This is a genomic window from Achromobacter sp. UMC71, from assembly GCF_014170305.1.
In the GTDB taxonomy this organism is placed as follows: Bacteria; Pseudomonadota; Gammaproteobacteria; order Burkholderiales; family Burkholderiaceae_B; genus Achromobacter.
Genome location: NZ_LZZT01000018.1, coordinates 40045 through 57200 on the forward strand (window position 1 = coordinate 40045; position 17156 = coordinate 57200).

The 17156-nt window shown below is 67.5% G+C and carries 14 protein-coding genes; 11 read left to right on the forward strand and 3 right to left on the reverse strand.

Annotation, left to right across the window (positions count from 1 at the left end; translation table 11 throughout):
- The first annotated feature begins 83 nt into the window (after window positions 1–83).
- The 8 genes from A9974_RS09410 to A9974_RS09445 all read left to right on the forward strand — a co-directional run bounded on the left by A9974_RS09410 (window position 84) and on the right by A9974_RS09445 (window position 8701).
- The gene (locus tag A9974_RS09410) at window positions 84–566 is read left to right on the forward strand and encodes a sigma-70 family RNA polymerase sigma factor (protein ID WP_183004132.1); all 483 of its coding nucleotides are present in this window, start codon (window positions 84–86) and stop codon (window positions 564–566) included.
- Complete coding sequence (locus A9974_RS09415) at window positions 559–1515, forward strand: FecR domain-containing protein (RefSeq protein WP_183003840.1); 957 nt, start codon at window positions 559–561, stop codon at window positions 1513–1515. Before A9974_RS09410 ends, A9974_RS09415 begins: the two co-directional genes overlap by 8 nt.
- Before the next feature lie 140 nt (window positions 1516–1655).
- Window positions 1656–4115, forward strand: coding sequence for a TonB-dependent siderophore receptor (locus tag A9974_RS09420; protein WP_183004133.1), 2460 nt, complete (start codon window positions 1656–1658; stop codon window positions 4113–4115).
- Window positions 4116–4274: 159 nt separating this feature from the next.
- Window positions 4275–4907, forward strand: coding sequence for a DUF4198 domain-containing protein (locus tag A9974_RS09425; RefSeq protein WP_183003841.1), 633 nt, complete (start codon window positions 4275–4277; stop codon window positions 4905–4907).
- A 23-nt stretch (window positions 4908–4930) separates the two neighbouring features.
- The gene (locus A9974_RS09430; protein WP_183003842.1) at window positions 4931–5212 is read left to right on the forward strand and encodes a DUF3649 domain-containing protein; all 282 of its coding nucleotides are present in this window, start codon (window positions 4931–4933) and stop codon (window positions 5210–5212) included.
- Window positions 5209–6900 carry a PepSY domain-containing protein gene (locus tag A9974_RS09435; RefSeq protein WP_183003843.1) on the forward strand — a complete coding sequence of 564 codons (1692 nt, stop codon included), beginning with the start codon at window positions 5209–5211 and terminating at the stop codon, window positions 6898–6900. Before A9974_RS09430 ends, A9974_RS09435 begins: the two co-directional genes overlap by 4 nt.
- A 6-nt stretch (window positions 6901–6906) precedes the next feature.
- The gene (locus A9974_RS09440) at window positions 6907–7230 is read left to right on the forward strand and encodes a DUF3325 domain-containing protein (protein WP_183003844.1); all 324 of its coding nucleotides are present in this window, start codon (window positions 6907–6909) and stop codon (window positions 7228–7230) included.
- Between the two features lie 118 nt (window positions 7231–7348).
- The gene (locus A9974_RS09445; protein ID WP_183003845.1) at window positions 7349–8701 is read left to right on the forward strand and encodes a tryptophan--tRNA ligase; all 1353 of its coding nucleotides are present in this window, start codon (window positions 7349–7351) and stop codon (window positions 8699–8701) included.
- Between the two features lie 119 nt (window positions 8702–8820).
- On the opposite strand, the gene A9974_RS09450 is transcribed toward A9974_RS09445, so the two are convergent.
- Together A9974_RS09450 and tex are read right to left on the reverse strand one after the other, a co-directional pair.
- Window positions 8821–9324, reverse strand: coding sequence for a hypothetical protein (locus A9974_RS09450; protein ID WP_183003846.1), 504 nt, complete (start codon window positions 9322–9324; stop codon window positions 8821–8823).
- A 311-nt stretch (window positions 9325–9635) separates the two neighbouring features.
- Entirely contained in the window at window positions 9636–12011 is a 2376-nt protein-coding gene (gene tex, locus A9974_RS09455; RefSeq protein ID WP_183003847.1) for an RNA-binding transcriptional accessory protein Tex, read from the reverse strand.
- Between the two features lie 225 nt (window positions 12012–12236).
- On the opposite strand from tex, the gene A9974_RS09460 reads away from it, so the two are divergent.
- Window positions 12237–14333 (forward strand): ATP-dependent DNA helicase, encoded by a 2097-nt coding sequence (locus A9974_RS09460; RefSeq protein WP_183003848.1) that lies wholly within the window; start codon window positions 12237–12239, stop codon window positions 14331–14333.
- A 51-nt stretch (window positions 14334–14384) separates the two neighbouring features.
- Here A9974_RS09460 and A9974_RS09465 read toward each other — a convergent pair whose 3' ends face one another.
- Window positions 14385–15173 (reverse strand): outer membrane protein assembly factor BamD, encoded by a 789-nt coding sequence (locus A9974_RS09465; RefSeq protein WP_025140122.1) that lies wholly within the window; start codon window positions 15171–15173, stop codon window positions 14385–14387.
- Between the two features lie 107 nt (window positions 15174–15280).
- Between A9974_RS09465 and A9974_RS09470 the strand changes: the two genes are divergently transcribed.
- Complete coding sequence (locus A9974_RS09470; RefSeq protein WP_183003849.1) at window positions 15281–16291, forward strand: RluA family pseudouridine synthase; 1011 nt, start codon at window positions 15281–15283, stop codon at window positions 16289–16291.
- Window positions 16279–17043: a peptidoglycan editing factor PgeF gene (gene pgeF / locus A9974_RS09475; RefSeq protein WP_183003850.1), complete on the forward strand. Its 765-nt coding sequence runs from the start codon at window positions 16279–16281 to the stop codon at window positions 17041–17043. The genes A9974_RS09470 and pgeF overlap by 13 nt, the downstream gene beginning before the upstream one ends.
- The last annotated feature ends 113 nt before the right edge of the window (window positions 17044–17156 follow it).

A 17156-nucleotide genomic window follows, 5' to 3' on the forward strand; every position in this document is an offset into this window, starting at 1 on the left:
AAGACTTCAGGTCCCCGCGCCGCAGTCTTCAAGTGCCTTCCTCCTTCCTCTCGTCTCCGGCTTCCCACGCCGACGCCTCCGCCATGCCCGTCGACGGTCTGTACCGCGACCATCGGCCGTGGCTGTTCGGCTGGCTGCGGCGCAAGCTGGGCTGTGCGCACCGCGCCGAAGACCTGACGCAAGACGTCTTCGTGCGAGTGATACAGGGGCGCAAGCGCGTGCGTGCCGACGACGCGCGGGCGCTGCTCACCACGATCGCCAAGGGGCTGGTGGTGGACCACCAGCGCCATGCGGCCCTGGAGCACGCCTACCTGGCCTATCTGGCCGCCATGCCCGAAGCCTATGCGCCGTCACCGGAGACGCAGGCCGAGCAGATGCAGGCGCTGGTACAGCTGGATCGCCTGCTGGACAGCCTGCCGCCCAAGGCGCGCTCGGCGTTCCTGTTGTCGCAGCTGGACGGGCTGACCTATCCCGAGATCGCACAGCGGCTGGGCGTGTCGCTCAGCTCGGTGCAGCAGTACATGGTGCGCGCGATGTCCGCCTGCTATGCGGCGTTCTATGACTAGCCGCGCCGGCCCGCCGTCCGATCCTGTCGTGCGCCAGGCCATAGCCTGGTGGGCTCGCCTGCAATCGGGCGTGGCCATCGCCGCCGATCGCGACGCCTGCACGGCCTGGCTGGCGCAGGACCCCGCGCATCGTCAGGCCTGGGACCGGCTGGAAGCCATCGGCCGGGACGCGCGCCGGGTGCCGGCGGCGCTGGCGCATGCGGCGTTGGACACCCCGTCGCCATCCGGCCGCCGCGCCGTGCTGCGCGCCACGTTGTCGTTGGCCGGTGTGGGCATCGCTGCATGGGCCGGCTATCGGCATACGCCCTGGCAGCGGCTGGCGGCGGACCTGAGCACCGGCGTGGGTGAGCGCCGCTCGGTCGCCGTCGCCGACGGCCTGAACGTTACGTTGAATAGCGACAGCGCATTGCGGCTGCGCCTGGCGGGCGGCGAACGCGGCCTGCATCTGCTGCGCGGGGAAATCCTGGTCAGCGCGCAATCGCGCCCCGGCGCGGCCGCGCTGCGGGTGGACACCGGCTATGGCGCGCTGCTGGCCGAGAACGCGCGCTTCGATGTGCGCCGCACCGATAGCGGCGCGCGCCTGGGCGTCTATGAAGGCAGTGTGTCGCTGCTGCGCGATGGCCGGACGGCGCAGGCCGATGCCGGCGAACGGCTGCACTATGCCGCCGAAGGGGGCGTCGAGCGGCGCGCCGCCGACCCGGACCGCCTCGCCTGGGTCGACGGCCTGGTGGTGGCCAAGGATTGGCGGCTGGATTATTTCGCGCAATACCTGGCGCGTCAGCGGGTCGGCATGATCCGGGTGGATCCTGCGGTGGCGGGGTTGCGCTTGTCCGGCGTGTTCCCGCTGGACGACGCTGAGCGGGCGTTGAAGGCGCTTGAGCCCGCCTTGCCCATCGTGGTCACGCGCCACACCCAGTACTGGCTGCAGGTCGGTCCACGCGAGGCGTGACCGTTACAACTTTTTTTCACAATGGCCTGCAGGTTTTGGATGCCCGTACGGAAAGGCAGAGATAGAGACCTACGTACTGGGAGTATTTCGTGTCTGCTTCATCTTGCTCGCGCCTGGGCGCCACCTTGACCGCCGGCCGCATGGCGGTACTTGCCGCTACTTGCGCCGGTGCCTGGCTGGCCGCCGCGCCCGCCGCCTGGGCCCAAGCGGCGCCCGCCGAGGCGCAATCGCCCCGCACCTACAAGATCGCCCCCGGGCCGCTCGCCGACGCGCTGACGCAGTTCGCGCGCAGCGCCGGCGTGGTCCTGTCGTTCGACCCGGCGCAGGTGCGTGGATTGCGCTCGGACGGCCTGGACGGGGCCTATTCGGTCGGCGCCGGCTTCGCCCGCATCCTGGCGGGCAGCGGCCTGCAGGCGCGCGGGCAGGCGGGCAATACCTGGACGCTGGTGGCCGCGCCGTCCGCGCCCCCGGGCGGCACGCACACGCTGGCGCCCGTGATGGTATCCGGCAACGCGATCAGCGCCCTGGCGCCCACCGTGGGCTACGTGGCCGGCGCCAGCGTCAGCGCCACCAAGACCGATACGCCGTTGATCGAGACCCCGCAGTCGGTGTCGGTGGTCACGCGGGAGCAGATCACCGAGCAGGGCGCGCAGACGCTCAACCAGGTGCTGCGCTATACCCCGGGCGTGGCCACCGAATCGCGCGGCGCCACCGCCACGCGCCTGGACCAGTTCAGCGTGCGCGGTTTCTCGGCCTCGACCTACCTGGACGGGCTGCGGGTGTTCGGCGGCCGCGATGCGCTACCGCAGGTCGACGCCTATCGCCTGGAGCGCGTGGATGTGCTCAAGGGACCGGCGTCGGTGATGTACGGGCAGGGCGGCCCGGGCGGCGTGGTGAACCAGGTGAGCAAGCGACCCCTGGAAGAAGCGCAGCGCGAAGTCGAACTGCAGGTCGGCAATTACGACTACCGGCGCGCCAACTTCGATTTCGGCGGTCCGGTCGATGAGGAAGGCAAGTACCTGTACCGTCTGGTGGGCTCGGGCTATATGTCTGATGGCCAGGTCAAGGACACCAAGGAGCGCCGCTATTTCGTGTCGCCTGCCTTCACCTGGAAACCCAACGGCGATACCTCGCTGACCGTACTGACGAATTTCCAGCGCGACCCCGACATGGGTTCTTATGGCAGCGTGTCGCCGATGCGCACGCTGTTCTCGGCGCCCGATGGCAAACGCCTGGGGCCGGACTATTACGACGGCGACGCCAACTTCGAAAAGAGCGACCGCAAGAGCTATTCGCTTGGCTATGTGCTGGACCACCGGTTCAACGATACGTTCAAGGCCTCGCAGAGCCTGCGCTGGACGCGTTCCGAAGCCCAGTACCGCAGCATCTATGGTGCATCCACGGCCAACTACGGCTACACCGACAAGCGCTACCTGTACCAGCAGCGCGCGTCGATCGCCACCGACGTGGACGTCGGCGCGCTGACCATCGACAACAACCTGCAGGCGCGTTTCGATACGGGCAAGTTCGGCCACACCGTGCTGCTGGGCTTTGACTATCAGCACGTCAAGACCGACACCCTGTCGGGCTTTGGCAGCGCGCCCGCGCTGAACGTGCTCAATCCGGACAACCACCAGAACATTCCGGTGCCGGCGTTCTCCACCGACGCCACCAGCAAGCAGTACCAGACCGGCCTGTACTTCCAGGACCAGATCAAGATCGACCGCCTCTCGGTGCTGCTGGGCGGGCGCTACGACTGGTCGCGCAACGTCGGCGAGACCACCACTATCGCCACCGGCCGGGTCGCGCCCTCGTCGCTGAGCGCCGAGGCCTTCACCGGCCGTTTCGGCGTGATCTACAACTTCGATAACGGCGTGGCGCCGTACTTCAGCTATTCGGAGTCGTTCGAGCCGCAGTCGGGCACGGGCTGGAACAACGCGCCGTTCAAGCCGATCGAGGGCAACCAGTACGAAGTCGGCATCAAGTACCAGCCGCCGGGCAGCGCCACCATGCTGTCGGTGGCGGCGTTCGATATCCGCCGCGAAAACATGACCACCACCGATCCGGACCCGACGCACCTGTGCGGCACGTCCAACGCCCGCTGCCAGATCCAGGCGGGCGAACTGCGCACGCAGGGCATCGAGCTGGAAGCCAAGACCGAGCCGATGCGCGGCCTGACCCTGCTGGCCGGCTATTCGCTGCTGGACAACGCCTATTCCAAGGCCAATCCCAACCTGACCGGCTTCAACCTGAAGGGCAAGTCGCCCGTGGGCGTGCCGTCGCAGCAGGCTTCGGCGTGGGCCCGCTACCAGTTGCAGGGCGGTCCGCTGGCCGGCCTGGGCATAGGCGGCGGCGTGCGCTATATCGGCTCGTCGTACGTGGATGACGCCAACACCATCAAGGTGCCGTCGGTCACGCTGTTCGATCTGATGCTGGACTACGACCTGGGCCGCGCGTCGCCGTCGCTCAAGGGCATGCAGGTGGCGCTGAACGTGCAGAACCTGTTCGACAAGGAATACATCGCCTCGTGCTCGGGCGATTCCTGGTGCTGGTACGGCTACCAGCGTTCGATCAAGGCCAGCCTGCGCTACCGCTGGTAATGCGATCCGGGGCGCCCGGCGGCATGACCGCGGGCGCCTTGAGACAGGGCCGCAAGGCGGCACTGTTTCGTAGTGAGAATGGTTATAATTTAGAACCTGCCGACAGGGAATCCGCCGCGGGGCGGCCCCGGATCGGCGTACACAACAGGAAAATCGACAATGAAATTCGCAAGGACTTTGGCGGCGATCGCGCTGCTGGGCAGCGCCGGCGCGGCGCAGGCGCACTTCGTCTGGCTGGAGCGGGCCGATCAGGGCCCGGCTAAAGCCTATTTCGGCGAATGGGCGGATGACCTGCGCGAAAAACGCGACGGCCTGCTGGGCAAGGTTCTGGTGGCGCCGGTGGTGACCGGCGCGGACGGCAAGGCGCTCAAGGCGTCGGCCGAAGGCGCGGATTTCGTTGAATTCGCCGCCAGCGGCAAGGGCGATGTGCGCCTGTCGCAGCCGATCCAGTTCAAGGAAACCTTGATGCAGTACGGCGCCAAGGCGGGCCGCGAAGACACCCAGGGCAAGCTTGACCTTGAGCTGGTGCCGGCCGCCGCGGGCAGCAACACCTTCGTGCTGCAGTTCAAGGGCAAGCCGCTGGCCAAGACCGAAGTCACCGTGTTCGGTCCGCCCAAGTGGGAAAAGCGTTTCCATAGCGACGAGAACGGCCGTATCGAAATCACGACCCCGTGGCCCGGCCAGTACGTGCTGGAAGCGGCCCACGTCGTGGACGAAGCCGGCCAGACGGACGGCAAGGCCTATACCAAGATCCGCTACGTTTCGACCCTGACCTTCAACGTGAACAAGTGAAAGCTCCCGCAGCCGGCGCAGGCATGATGCGCTACCGTTTGGCCGTGACCTCCCGGGCGGCGGCCGCCATCCTGGGCGGCTACGGCCTGGCCTCGGCGGCTGCGGCCTGCCTGGCGGTCTGGCTGCCCCTGCAGCGCGCCGACGCCGTCGTGACGGCGCAGATGCTGTCCTTCGTGGTCTACACCTGCGGCGTGCTGTGGGTCTTTGCCACGCGCAACGCCTGGCGCGCCTGGGCTGGCATCCTGGTGCCGGCGGCGGTGTTCGGCGGTCTGTTCCTGGCCCATGGCCTGGTGGGGGCCGCATGAAACCCAGCAACGGAAAAGCGCAAGGCGAAGAAGGCCTGCGCCAATCCATGTCGTGGCTGCACACCTGGTCGGGGCTGATCTTCGGCTGGGTGCTGTTCGCGATGTTCCTGACGGGAACGCTGTCGTTCTTCCGGCCCGAGATCACCCGCTGGATGCAGCCGGAAATCCAGGCGCAGGCTGCGCCCGTGCTCGAATCCGTGACACTCGGCCAGCGCTACCTGGCCGAGCATGCCCCCGACGCCAAGCGCTGGTTCATCACGCCGCCGTCCGATCGCGAACCCGTGATCTCCATGCTGTACCAGGTGCCCAAGCCCAAACCGGGCGAGCGCGGCTTCGTGCGCGTCAAGCTCGACCCGCACACGGGCCAGGCGGTGCAAGGACGCGAAACGCGCGGCGGCGACTTTTTCTATCGCTTCCACTTCGAATTGGAAACGGCGTTCCCGTGGGGACGCTGGCTGGCCAGCATCGCGGGCATGTTCATGCTGGTGGCCATCATCAGCGGCATCATCACGCACAAGAAGATCTTCGCCGACTTCTTTACGTTCCGGCCCAAGAAGGGCGGGCAGCGCGCCTGGATGGACGGCCACAACGCGCTGTCGGTGCTGGGGCTGCCGTTTCACCTGATGATCACCTTCAGCGGCCTGGTGCTGTTCATGACCATGCTGATGCCCGCCGGCATCCTGGCGGTGTATGAAAACCCGCGCCAATATACCGACGACGTGTTCGCGTCGTTCAAGGTCACCCCGCCGCGCAACGAGCCGGCGCCGCTGGTCGACATCGCGCCGCTGGTGGACCAGGCGCAGCAACGCTGGCACGGCCGCGTGGGCCGCGTCACGGTCAACAACCCCGGCGATGCGGGCGCCACGATCACCGTCACCCGCGACGCGGCCGACGGCGTGTCCTATGGCCGGCTTTCGCCCTATCTGCGTTTTGACGGCGTAAGCGGCGCGGTGCTGGAAGGGCAGGACGAATTGAGCCCGACCGTGCGCACGGCCGGCGTGATCGTCGGGCTGCACCTGGGCCTGTTCGCCGAGCCGCTGCTGCGCTGGTTCTATTTCCTGGTCAGCCTGGCCGGCACCGCCATGGTGGGCTCGGGCCTGGTGCTGTGGATCGCCAAGCGGCGCCAGAAGGCGCGGCCAGGTGCGCGCGAGGCCTTCTCGCTGCGCCTGGTGGACGGTCTTAACGCCGGCACCATCGCCGGGCTGTTCATCGCGGTGGCGGCGTTCTTCTGGGCCAATCGCCTGGTGCCCGCCGACCTGCCGGGCCGCCAGCTGTGGGAAGTGCGCGCGTTCTTTGCCGCCTGGGGCCTGTCGCTGGTCTACGCGTTCCTGTTCCAGAAGCGCAAGTGGCAGGACCTGCTGTGGGCGGCCGCCGCCTCGCTGGCCCTGGTGCCGGTGATCAACGCCCTGACCACGTCGCGGCACCTGGGCGTGTCGCTACAGGCCGGTGACTGGGTCATGGCCGGGTTCGACCTGACCTGCCTGGCCGGTGCGCTGTTGCTGGGCTGGATGGCGCGCAAGGCCGCCCGCGCCCGCAAGGCGCCGGCCAAGATGTCCGCCAAGGTTGCCGCCAAACCAGCCGCCCAGGCGCCGGTCCAGACCGCTGCACCCAGCCCGGCCGCGGTTCGCGCGCCGGCTGCCGCCACGCTCTCGCATTCTTCTTCCGAAGCCGCCTATGAACCGAGGTGATACGCCATGACGCTAGCCGCCTTCTGCCTGGCCTACGCGGGGTTTTCCGCCCTGTGCCTGGGCATGGACCGTCATTACGAAGACCTGTTCGACCGTGCCTTGCCGCGCCGCCACCGCCTGCCGTTGCGGGCTTTCGGCTGGCTGGCGCTGGGCTTGTCGTTGTGCGCATCCGCGGCGGTCTGGGGCTGGAGCTACGGCACGGTCGAATGGATCGGCATTCTCAGCATCGCCGGCCTGCTGCTGATCTGGTTCCTGACCTTCCGGCCGCGCGCCGCCTTGACGGCCGGCGGCCTGTGCGCGCTGGCCGCGCCGGTGCTGGCGGTGCTGTAGAGCGTGTGGCTGGGCCTGCGCGCAGGGTTGCGCAGGCATTGGCGGGCAGGGCCGGCCAGCGGCTCGCGCGCCCGGCACGTTACACTGGGCTTTTCTCCAAGCACACGCCTCTTCACCCATGAATACCCGCGTCCTCACTGGCATCACCACCTCCGGAACCCCCCACCTTGGCAACTACGCCGGCGCGATCCGCCCCGCCGTTCAAGCCAGTACGCAACCGGGTGTCGACGCGTTTTTCTTCCTGGCCGACTACCACGCGCTGATCAAGTGCGATGACCCGGCCCGCGTCGCCCGCTCGCGGCTCGAGATCGCCGCCACCTGGCTGGCGGTCGGGCTGGACCCCGAGCGCGTCACGTTCTACCGCCAGTCCGACATCCCCGAAATCCCCGAACTAAGCTGGCTGCTGACCTGCGTCACCGCCAAGGGCCTGATGAACCGCGCGCACGCCTACAAGGCATCGGTGGACCAGAACGTGGCCAAGGGCGTGGACCCCGACGACGGTGTGACGATGGGGCTGTTTTCGTACCCGGTGCTGATGGCCGCCGACATCGTGATGTTCAACGCCAACAAGGTGCCGGTGGGCCGCGACCAGATCCAGCATCTGGAAATGGCGCGCGATATCGCCCAGCGCTTCAACCACCTGTATGGCCGCGACTACTTCACGCTGCCCGAGGTCGCCATCGAGGAAGACGTGGCCACCTTGCCGGGGCTGGACGGCCGCAAGATGTCCAAGAGCTACAACAACACGATCCCGCTGTTCGAAGGCGGCGCCAAGGCGCTGCGCGCCTCGATCATGCGCATCGTGACCGACTCGCGCGAACCCGGCGAACCCAAGGACGCCGAAGGCTCGCATCTCTACACCATCTATCGCGCCTTCGCGACGCCGGCCCAGGCCGCCGCGTTCCGCAAGCAGCTCGAGGAAGGCCTGGGCTGGGGCGAGGCCAAGCAGGCGTTGTACGACCACCTGGAAAACCTGCTGGCGCCGATGCGCGAGCGCTACTTCGACCTGATGGCCAACCCCGGCCGCATCGAAGACGTGTTGCAGGCTGGCGCGGCCAAGGCCCGCCAGCTGGCTGTGCCGATGATGCGCGAACTGCGCGAGGCCGTGGGCTTGCGCAACCTGAACGCGCAGGCACCGGGCAAGAATGCGCCGGCCAAGAAGGAAAAGGGCAAGGGCGCGCGTTTCGTCAGCTTCCGCGACGAAGACGGTGGTTTCCGCTTCCGCCTGCTGGCCGCCGACGGCGAAGAATTGCTGCTGTCGCAGCGTTTCGCGGACCCCAAGGAAGCCGGCGCGCTGATGCGCCGCCTGCAGGCTGAATCGCCCGAGACCTTGCTGCAGTCCTCCGCTGCGGGCCTGGCGGCCGTGCTCGACGGCGTGACCGTGGCCACGGCGCCCACCGGCGCGCAGGGCGATGCCCAGGCCCTGCTGCTCAAGGCGCGCGAGGCCCTGACGTCGATGTCGCAGGAGTGAAACGGGCCAGGCGGCGCTTGCGCGATCCAGTCCAGCGGCTGCAAGCCGCGCCAGCCGCCGCCATCGGGCACGGCGGCTTCGCCGCCTGGCCGTTTACATGCGGATAAGGCCGCGCTCGTTCAGCGCGCCACGCTGCTGACGATACGGCCGTCGCGCACCTGGAAGCGCTGCGCGCTGCCCTGGCCGGCGATCTCCAGCATGTCGCCCGTCGAATAGCCCGTGACGTTCGGGCAGTCCAGCCATTCCGGGTTGATGAACGGAAAGTACTTCAACGTGCCGCTGCCCTGGCTGGCGAAATCGAAGGTGGTGTTGGCTACCACTTCCGGGTCCCATTGGCTGGCGTCGAAGATCAGCGCGCAGCCGGCGCCGATGCGGTAGACGATGCTGGCGCCCATGCTGGCAAAGCCCAGCGCGCCCACATGCAATTGCGCGCCGTTGACCAGTTCGATGACACGGCTGCCCAGGCGTTCCAGCGTGATGTGCTTGAAGGTGACTTCGGCGCCATCCACCGTCAGGTGGGAATACTGCCCCAGCGTGACTTCGTTGTAGGCGCCGCTCAGGCTGGCTTCTTTTTCGGTAATGGTTGCCGTTTCATTGGCGGCAAGCGTAATGGTATTGCGCATGGCGGACGGATCTCCGGTCTTTCTCAGGGTATGGCGCTCTTTTTCTTGTGCTTCTACCCGATAGACGCTTGCGCCGCAGCTCGCCTGATCATGGGTTTGCATCTGCCGTGCGTGTCCCGCTCACCCGGCTTTTTATTATTTGGACACAATTCGATATTTTCCCTTATTTTTGTTGAGTCAGGCTTGAGGGAACGCAAGGAAATGGCCGTTTGCGGGAAAGTCCTAGGTTGAATGACAACCGGCGCCTAAGCGCCGGTTGGAGACCTGCTGGAGCCGCCTGGCCGCGCCATGCGAGGGCGGCCAGGGGATGATCAGCGTTTGAGCTTGGCGAAGGCGTCGGCCATGGCGCTGTTCACCGCGCCGCCGCTATTGCCGCGGCCGCTGTCGCCCTGCGGGCGGCGGCCGGGGCGGTCGCCGCCCTTGGCCGGAGCGTCCGAGCCGCGCCGCGCGGGCACGGCGGCGTCGTTCATGCGCATGGTCAGGGCGACGCGCTTGCGTGCCACGTCCACTTCCAGCACCTTGACGCTGACCGTCTGGCCCACGCGCACCACGTCGCGCGGGTCCTTGACGAACTTCTCGGCCAGGGCTGAGATGTGGACCAGGCCGTCCTGGTGCACGCCAATGTCGACAAACGCGCCGAAGTTGGCCACGTTGGTGACCACGCCTTCGAGCACCATGCCGGGGAACAGGTCGTTCAGCGTTTCGACGCCTTCCTTGAACTGGGCGGTCTTGAATTCCGGACGCGGATCGCGGCCCGGTTTTTCCAGTTCGGAGAAGATGTCGCGCACCGTGGGCAGGCCGAAGCGCTCGTCCGTGAAGTCGGACGGCGAGACGCCCTTCAGGGCATCGCGCTGGCCGATGATCTGCTTCACTTCGGCCTTGATCTTGGCGACGATACGCTCGACCACCGGGTAGGCTTCCGGGTGGACCGAGGACGCGTCCAGCGGATTGTCGCCGTTGGGGATGCGCAAAAAGCCCGCGGCCTGTTCAAAGGCCTTGTCGCCAAAGCGCGGCACCTTGCGCAGAATGTCGCGGGTGGGGAAGGCGCCGTTCTCGTCGCGCCAGGCGACGATGTTCTTGGCCAGCGAGGAATTCAGGCCCGACACGCGCGCCAGCAGGGCGGCGGAGGCGGTGTTCACGTCTACGCCGACCGCGTTCACGCAGTCTTCGACCACGGCGTCCAGCGAGCGCGCCAGCTCGCGCTGGTTGACGTCGTGCTGGTACTGGCCCACGCCGATGGCCTTGGGATCGATCTTGACCAGCTCGGCCAGGGGATCCTGCAGGCGGCGCGCGATGGACACGGCGCCGCGCAGCGTCACGTCCAGGTCGGGGAATTCCTGGGCAGCCATTTCAGAAGCCGAGTACACGGACGCGCCGGCCTCGGACACGACCACGCGCGTCACCTTCAGGTCGGGGAAGCGTTCCATCATGTCGCCCACCAGCTTCTCGCTTTCGCGCGAGGCGGTGCCGTTGCCGATGGCGATCAGGTCCACCTTGTGGCGGGCGACCAGCGCGGCCAGCGTATTGATGGTGCCCTCGCGGTCGCGGCGCGGCTCGAACGGGTAGACGGTGGTGGTGTCGACGACCTTGCCGGTCTGGTCGATCACGGCGACCTTGCAGCCGGTGCGGATGCCCGGGTCCAGGCCCAGTACGGCCTTGGGGCCGGCCGGCGCGGCCAGCAGCAGGTCTTTCAGGTTGGCGGCGAACACGCGGATCGCTTCGGCTTCGGCGGTTTCGCGCAGGCGGCCGATCAGTTCGCTTTCAAACGCCGTGACCAGCTTGACGCGCCAGGTCCAGCGGCAGACTTCGCCCAGCCAGCGGGCGCGCGGCGAGGCGTCCAGCGCGAACAGGCCGTTGCCCAGCTTCAGGAAGCTGGCCACGCGCGCCACGCAGGGGTGGGGCAACTGGGCTTCGAGCTCGGCCTCCAGGCCCAGGCGGATTTCCAGCACGCCTTGCTGGCGGCCGCGCAGCAGCGCCAGGATGCGGTGCGAAGGCAGCGTGCGCAGCGGTTCGTTGAAGTCGAACCAGTCGCGGAAGTTGGCGCCTTCGGTTTCCTTGCCGTCGACCATCTTGGAATACAGCAGGCCGGTGGACCAGAGATGCTCGCGCATGTCGGCCAGCAGGTCCGCGTTTTCGGCGTAGCGCTCGGCCAGGATGTCGCGCGCGCCGTCCAGCGCCGTCTTGGCGTCGTTGATTGCGGCTTCGGGATTCAGGTATTGCGCGGCCAGCACGGCCGGATCGCAGGCCGGATCGGCCAGGATGCCGTCGGCCAGGGGCTCAAGGCCGGCTTCGCGCGCGATCTGGGCGCGGGTGCGGCGCTTGGGCTTGTAGGGCGCGTACAAGTCTTCCAGGCGTTGCTTGGTATCGGCCGTGGAGATCTCTTGCTGCAGTTCGGCGGTGAGCTTGCCCTGCTGCGAGATGGACTCGAGGATGGCGCCGCGGCGCTCTTCGAGTTCGCGCAGATAGCCCAGGCGCACTTCCAGGTTGCGCAGGACGGTGTCGTCCAGGCCGCCGGTGGCTTCCTTGCGGTAGCGCGCGATGAAGGGCACCGTGGCGCCGTCATCGAGCAGTTCCACCGCCGAGGCGATCTGGGAGGCACGCGCCCCGAGCTCGGTGGCGAGCTGGGCAACGATACGGGCATTGTCGACGCCGGCGGCGACGTTCGTGATAACGGAAGTTTCAGACATCTCGATACGACGGCAAAAAGGAAAAACAAGGGGCGGATTGTGCCATAAGCCGTTGTTACAGAACGTGCCAGGGGTGACCGATCCGTCCCTGCGGGTTGGGCTCGCGGACAGGCCGCAAGCAGAAAAGGGCGGCGGCAGCGGGTATCATTTGGTCCTTTCCCACCATCAGTGTCTGGCGCCTCGACCGTCGACCGGCACGGTTGATTTCGACACTAGGCTGTTTCAATGCTGGACCTGGACATATCCGAATTCTTCGCCGAGGACGGGCCGCTTGCCTCGGCCATGCCCGGCTACAAGCCACGCCCGTCGCAAGTGGAACTGGCCCAAGCCATTGGCCAGGCCATTTCCGACCGCGCCACGCTGGTTGCCGAGGCCGGCACCGGCATCGGCAAGACCTGGGCCTATCTTGTACCCGCGTTCATCCAGGGCGGCAAGGTGCTGATTTCCACCGGCACCCGCACCCTGCAGGACCAGCTTTTCGCCCGCGACCTGCCGCGCGTGCGCGCCGCCCTGGCGGCGCCCGTCACAGCCGCGTTGCTCAAGGGCCGCGGCAACTACGTCTGCCATTACCACCTGGACCGCCTGCAGGGCGACGACCGTGCGCTGAAGTCACGCTCCGAGATCCAGCAACTGCGCCAGATCCAGGTGTTTGCCGGCATTTCCAAGACCGGCGACCGCGGCGATCTCGCGCAGGTGCCCGAAGACGCCGACATCTGGCAGCGGGTCACCTCCACCCGCGAAAACTGCCTGGGCCAGGAATGCCCGCGCATCCGCGACTGTTTCGTGGTCAAGGCTCGCCGCCAGGCCCAGGAGGCCGACGTGGTAGTGGTCAACCATGCCCTGTTCATGGCCGACCTGGTGCTGCGCGAAGAGGGCGTCACCGATCTGCTACCCGAAGCCGACACCGTCATTTTCGACGAAGCGCACCAGTTGCCCGACACCGCCACCCGCTTCTTGGGCAGCAGCGTGTCCACCCACCAGCTGATGGATTTCGGCCGAGCGCTTGAAGTCGCCGGCCTGGCGTATGCGCGCGAGGCGACCAAATGGAGCGACGTGTCGCGCCACCTGGAAACCGCCGCGCGCGAACTGCGGCTGGCCTGTGCGCCGCTGGAACGCCTGCCGGGCCGCAAGGCCACGTTCGAGGCCATTCCCAACGCCGACGAATTCGACACCGCGCTGGCGGTGCTGCGCGAGGCCGTGGATACCGCCACCAACGCGCTGGGCTCGGTCGCCGAGCGCCATCCCGACCTGGTGGCCGCCGCGCGCACCGGCGCCGAGATCTCCGTGCGCCTGAAGCGCTGGGCCACGCCGGGCCGTGGCGGCTCGGGGGCCGGGTTCGACGAAGAAGGCTGGGGGCGCGACGACCAGGCGCCGGAACCGCCAGCGGCTTCGGCCCTGGGCGACGGCCTGTCCACGCCTGCCGCCATTCTTGAAGGCGCGGCGGCCGCTGTGGAATGGACCGGCCCGGCGGTGCGCTGGGTCGAGCACGGCCTGCACCATGTGCGCCTGCATTCCGCGCCCTTGTCGGTGGCGCAGGCTTTTTCCAAGTACCGCAAGCCGGGCCAGGCCTGGATCATGACGTCCGCCACGCTGTCGGTGAACGGCGAGTTCAACCATTTCACCAGCCAGCTGGGCCTGGAGCGCGCGCGTACCGGCAAATGGGAATCGCCCTTCGATTACCCGCAGCAGGCGTTGCTGTTCGTGCCGCGTGGCATGCCCGAGCCGCAATCGCCGCAGTTCCTGGACCGCTTCGTGCAGACGCTGCTGCCGCTGCTGGAGGCCAGCCCCGGCGGCACGCTGGTGCTGTGCACCACCTTGCGCGCGGTGGACAAGGTCGCCAATCTGCTCGCCGACGCTTTCGACGACGCCGGCCACGATTGGCCGCTGCTCAAGCAGGGCGAGGGCACGCGCCGCGACCTGCTCGACCGTTTCTGCAAGCTGACCCATCCGGTGCTGGTGGGCAGCGCCAGCTTCTGGGAAGGCATTGACCTGCCCGGCGATGTGCTGACGCTGGTCGCGATCGACAAGCTCCCGTTCGCGCCGCCCGATGACCCTGTGATCGAGGCGCGCCTGCGGGCCTGCCGCGCCCACGGCGGCAACCCGTTCTCGGAATACCAGCTGCCCGAAGCCGCCATCTCGCTCAAGCAGGGCGCCGGCCGCCTGATCCGCACCGAGGCCGATTGGGGCGTGCTGATGGTGGGCGACGCCCGCCTGGTCGAAAAGCCCTATGGCAAGCAGCTGTGGCGCGGCCTGCCGCCATTCGCGCGAACGCGCGAACTGGAAGAGGTCCTGGCTTTCTACAAGAGAAAGCAGGCGGAATAAAAAAAGCCCCTCGATGTATCGAGAGGCTTTTTCCCATGCGGCGGCGGTGATTCAGTTGAACGGATTCCACCAGCTCTTGTCGGCCTTCAGGCCCTTGTCCTTGAACGAGCTGTTGGGGAAGTTCTTGTCGAACACGCGCTGCGAGTCGTTCTTCAGTTCGGTCATGCCGAGCTTGTCGTAGGACTGCACCATCAGGTAGAGCGCTTCTTCGGTGGCGGGGGCGCCTTCGAAGTCGGTGATGACCGTCTGCGCGCGGTTGGCCGCCGCGATGTAGGCGCCGCGCTCGTAGTAGTAGCGGGCCACGTGCACTTCGTTCATGGCGATGGTGTTCACCAGCCAGGCGACGCGCTTTTCGGCGTCCGGGGTGTACTTGCTGTCCGGATAGCGCTTGATCAGCTCGTTGAAGGCGTCGTAGGACGCGCGCAGACCCTTGGGGTCGCGCTCGGCGGGGTCCTGGCCGGTGAGGCTGCTCATGAACGCGCTGGCCGGCGTGAAGTTGATCAGGCCTTTCAGGTAGAGGGCGTAGTCGGTGCCGGGATGGTTGGGGTAGAGCTGCTGGAAGCGGTCGATCGCGGCCAGGGCTTGTTCGTTTTCGCCATCCTTCCAGTTGACGTAGGCCAGTTCAAGCAGGGCTTGCTGGGCGTACACGCCAAAGGGGTAGCGGCTTTCAATGGCGGTCAGGCGCTCGCGGGCTTCTTTCCAGCCCCCCGACGAGATTTCCGCCTTGGCGTCGGCGTACAGCTGTTCGGCGCTCCAGTTGGTGGTCTTGTCGTACTTGCTGTTGGTCGAGCCGCAACCGGCGATGGCGATAACGGCAAATAGCGCGATAACCACGCGCAAAACCGACCCGCTTCGGGAGGCGGGGTTCAAGGGAGCTGCGGAGTGGTGAATCACGAGAATCGTATCCTTGGTGTTAGCATGGCAGGCTGATTATATGATTTGTCTCCATGTCTGATATAGCCATCAGCGCAGATCTCGTTTCTGACGATGAACTCCTGGGTCTTCCCGGCGAAAACCCGAGCGAAAACCCACGGGGTGAACCGCAACTTGTAACGGTGCCATCGGCCACTCGCGCCGACCGTCTGGACAAGGTGCTGGCTGGGCTGTTGCCCGATCATTCCCGCAGCCGCCTGCAGGGCTGGATCGAAGCCGGCAACGTCCACGTCAATGGCGCCCCCGGCAAGATCCGCCAGACCGTCGGCCCTGGCGACGAGATCACTGTCTGGGCCCAGCCCGCGCCCGAAGCCCTGGCGTTCGCCCCCGAGGCCATTGATTTCCCCGTGGTCGACGAAAGCGCCGACTGGATCGTCGTGAACAAGCCGGCCGGCCTGGTGGTGCATCCCGGCGCCGGCAACTGGAGCGGCACGCTGCTCAACGGCCTGCTGCACCGCTACCCCGAATTGGCCCAGGTGGCCCGCGCCGGCATCGTTCACCGGCTGGACAAGGACACCTCCGGCCTCATGGTCGTGGCGCGCAACGAAATCGCGCAAACTCACTTGGTGCGCCAATTGCAGGCGCGCAGTATGGGCCGCGAATACGTGGCCTTGGCGCACGGCTGGGTGGCGGCCGCCGGCAAGGTCGACCGTCCGATCGGCCGCGATCCGCGCGTGCCGGTACGCATGAGCGTCGAACGCCCGGTGGCGCCCAAGCCCGCCGTGACGCATTATTCTCCCGCCCGCCGCGGCCAGGTCGATCCTGGCGGCCGCGTCACCGAAGTGGTGTGCCGCCTGGAAACCGGTCGCACCCACCAGATCCGGGTGCACATGGCCAGCCTGGGGCATCCGCTGCTGGCGGACACGATCTACGGCGGCAAGAACATCGCGGGCGCCGCGCGGCAGATGCTGCATGCGCGCGCCTTGCATTTCGATGATCCGGGCGGCCGTGGCGAAGTTCAATTCGCCGCGCCCGTGCCGGCGGACATGACCCTGGTCCAGGAAGCGATCGCATGGAACGCGTGATTCAAGGCTTGCCCGTGGTGACCGGCCCCGCATGGGGCGGCGTCAACTACTTCTGCACCACGCGGGCAGGGGGCGTGGGCGTCGCGCCGCACGACACCCTGAACCTGGGGCTGCGCGCCGGCGACAACCCGGACGCCGTCACGGAAAACCGCCGGCGGCTGCGCGCCGCGGTGCCGTCCGAGCCCCTGTGGCTGCGCCAGGTGCACAGCAGCGACGTCGTCGACGCGGACCAAGCCGATCTGCCGGACGAGCCGGCGCTGGACGCCAGCGTCACGTCGCAGCCGGGCCGGGTGCTGGCCGTCATGGTGGCCGACTGCCTGCCGGTGGTCATTGCGGATGCGGACGGGCGCGTCCTGGGCGCGGCCCACGCCGGCTGGCGCGGCCTGGCCGGCGGTGTGCTGGAAAATACGCTGGCCGCGATGCGGGCCAAGGTGCCGCAGGCCACGGCCTGGCGCGCCTGGGTCGGCCCCGGCATCGGCCCGCAGGCGTTCGAGGTTGGCCGCGACGTGCTGGACGCCTTCAGGGCGGACGACCCGGCGACAGAGTCCTATTTCCGGCCGCGGCCGGGCGTGCCCGGCAAATGGCTGGCGGACCTCGCCGGTCTGGCTGATTTCCGCCTGCGCCGCGCCGGGGTACAACAGGTCAGCCTGAGCGGCCTGTGCACCGTGACGGACGCCCAGCGCTTTTTCTCGTACCGCCGCGACAGCGAGACGGGGCGGATGGCGTTGCTGGCCTGGCTCGATCCGGTTTGATCCCGCGCAAGGCGGCCGCGCGGGCGGCTTGCTAGGCTGGCCGGCCGTGTTGAATACCTGAATACCCGCATTGACAGCGCTTAACCCGACATGCAACATCAATCGGGAAGTCT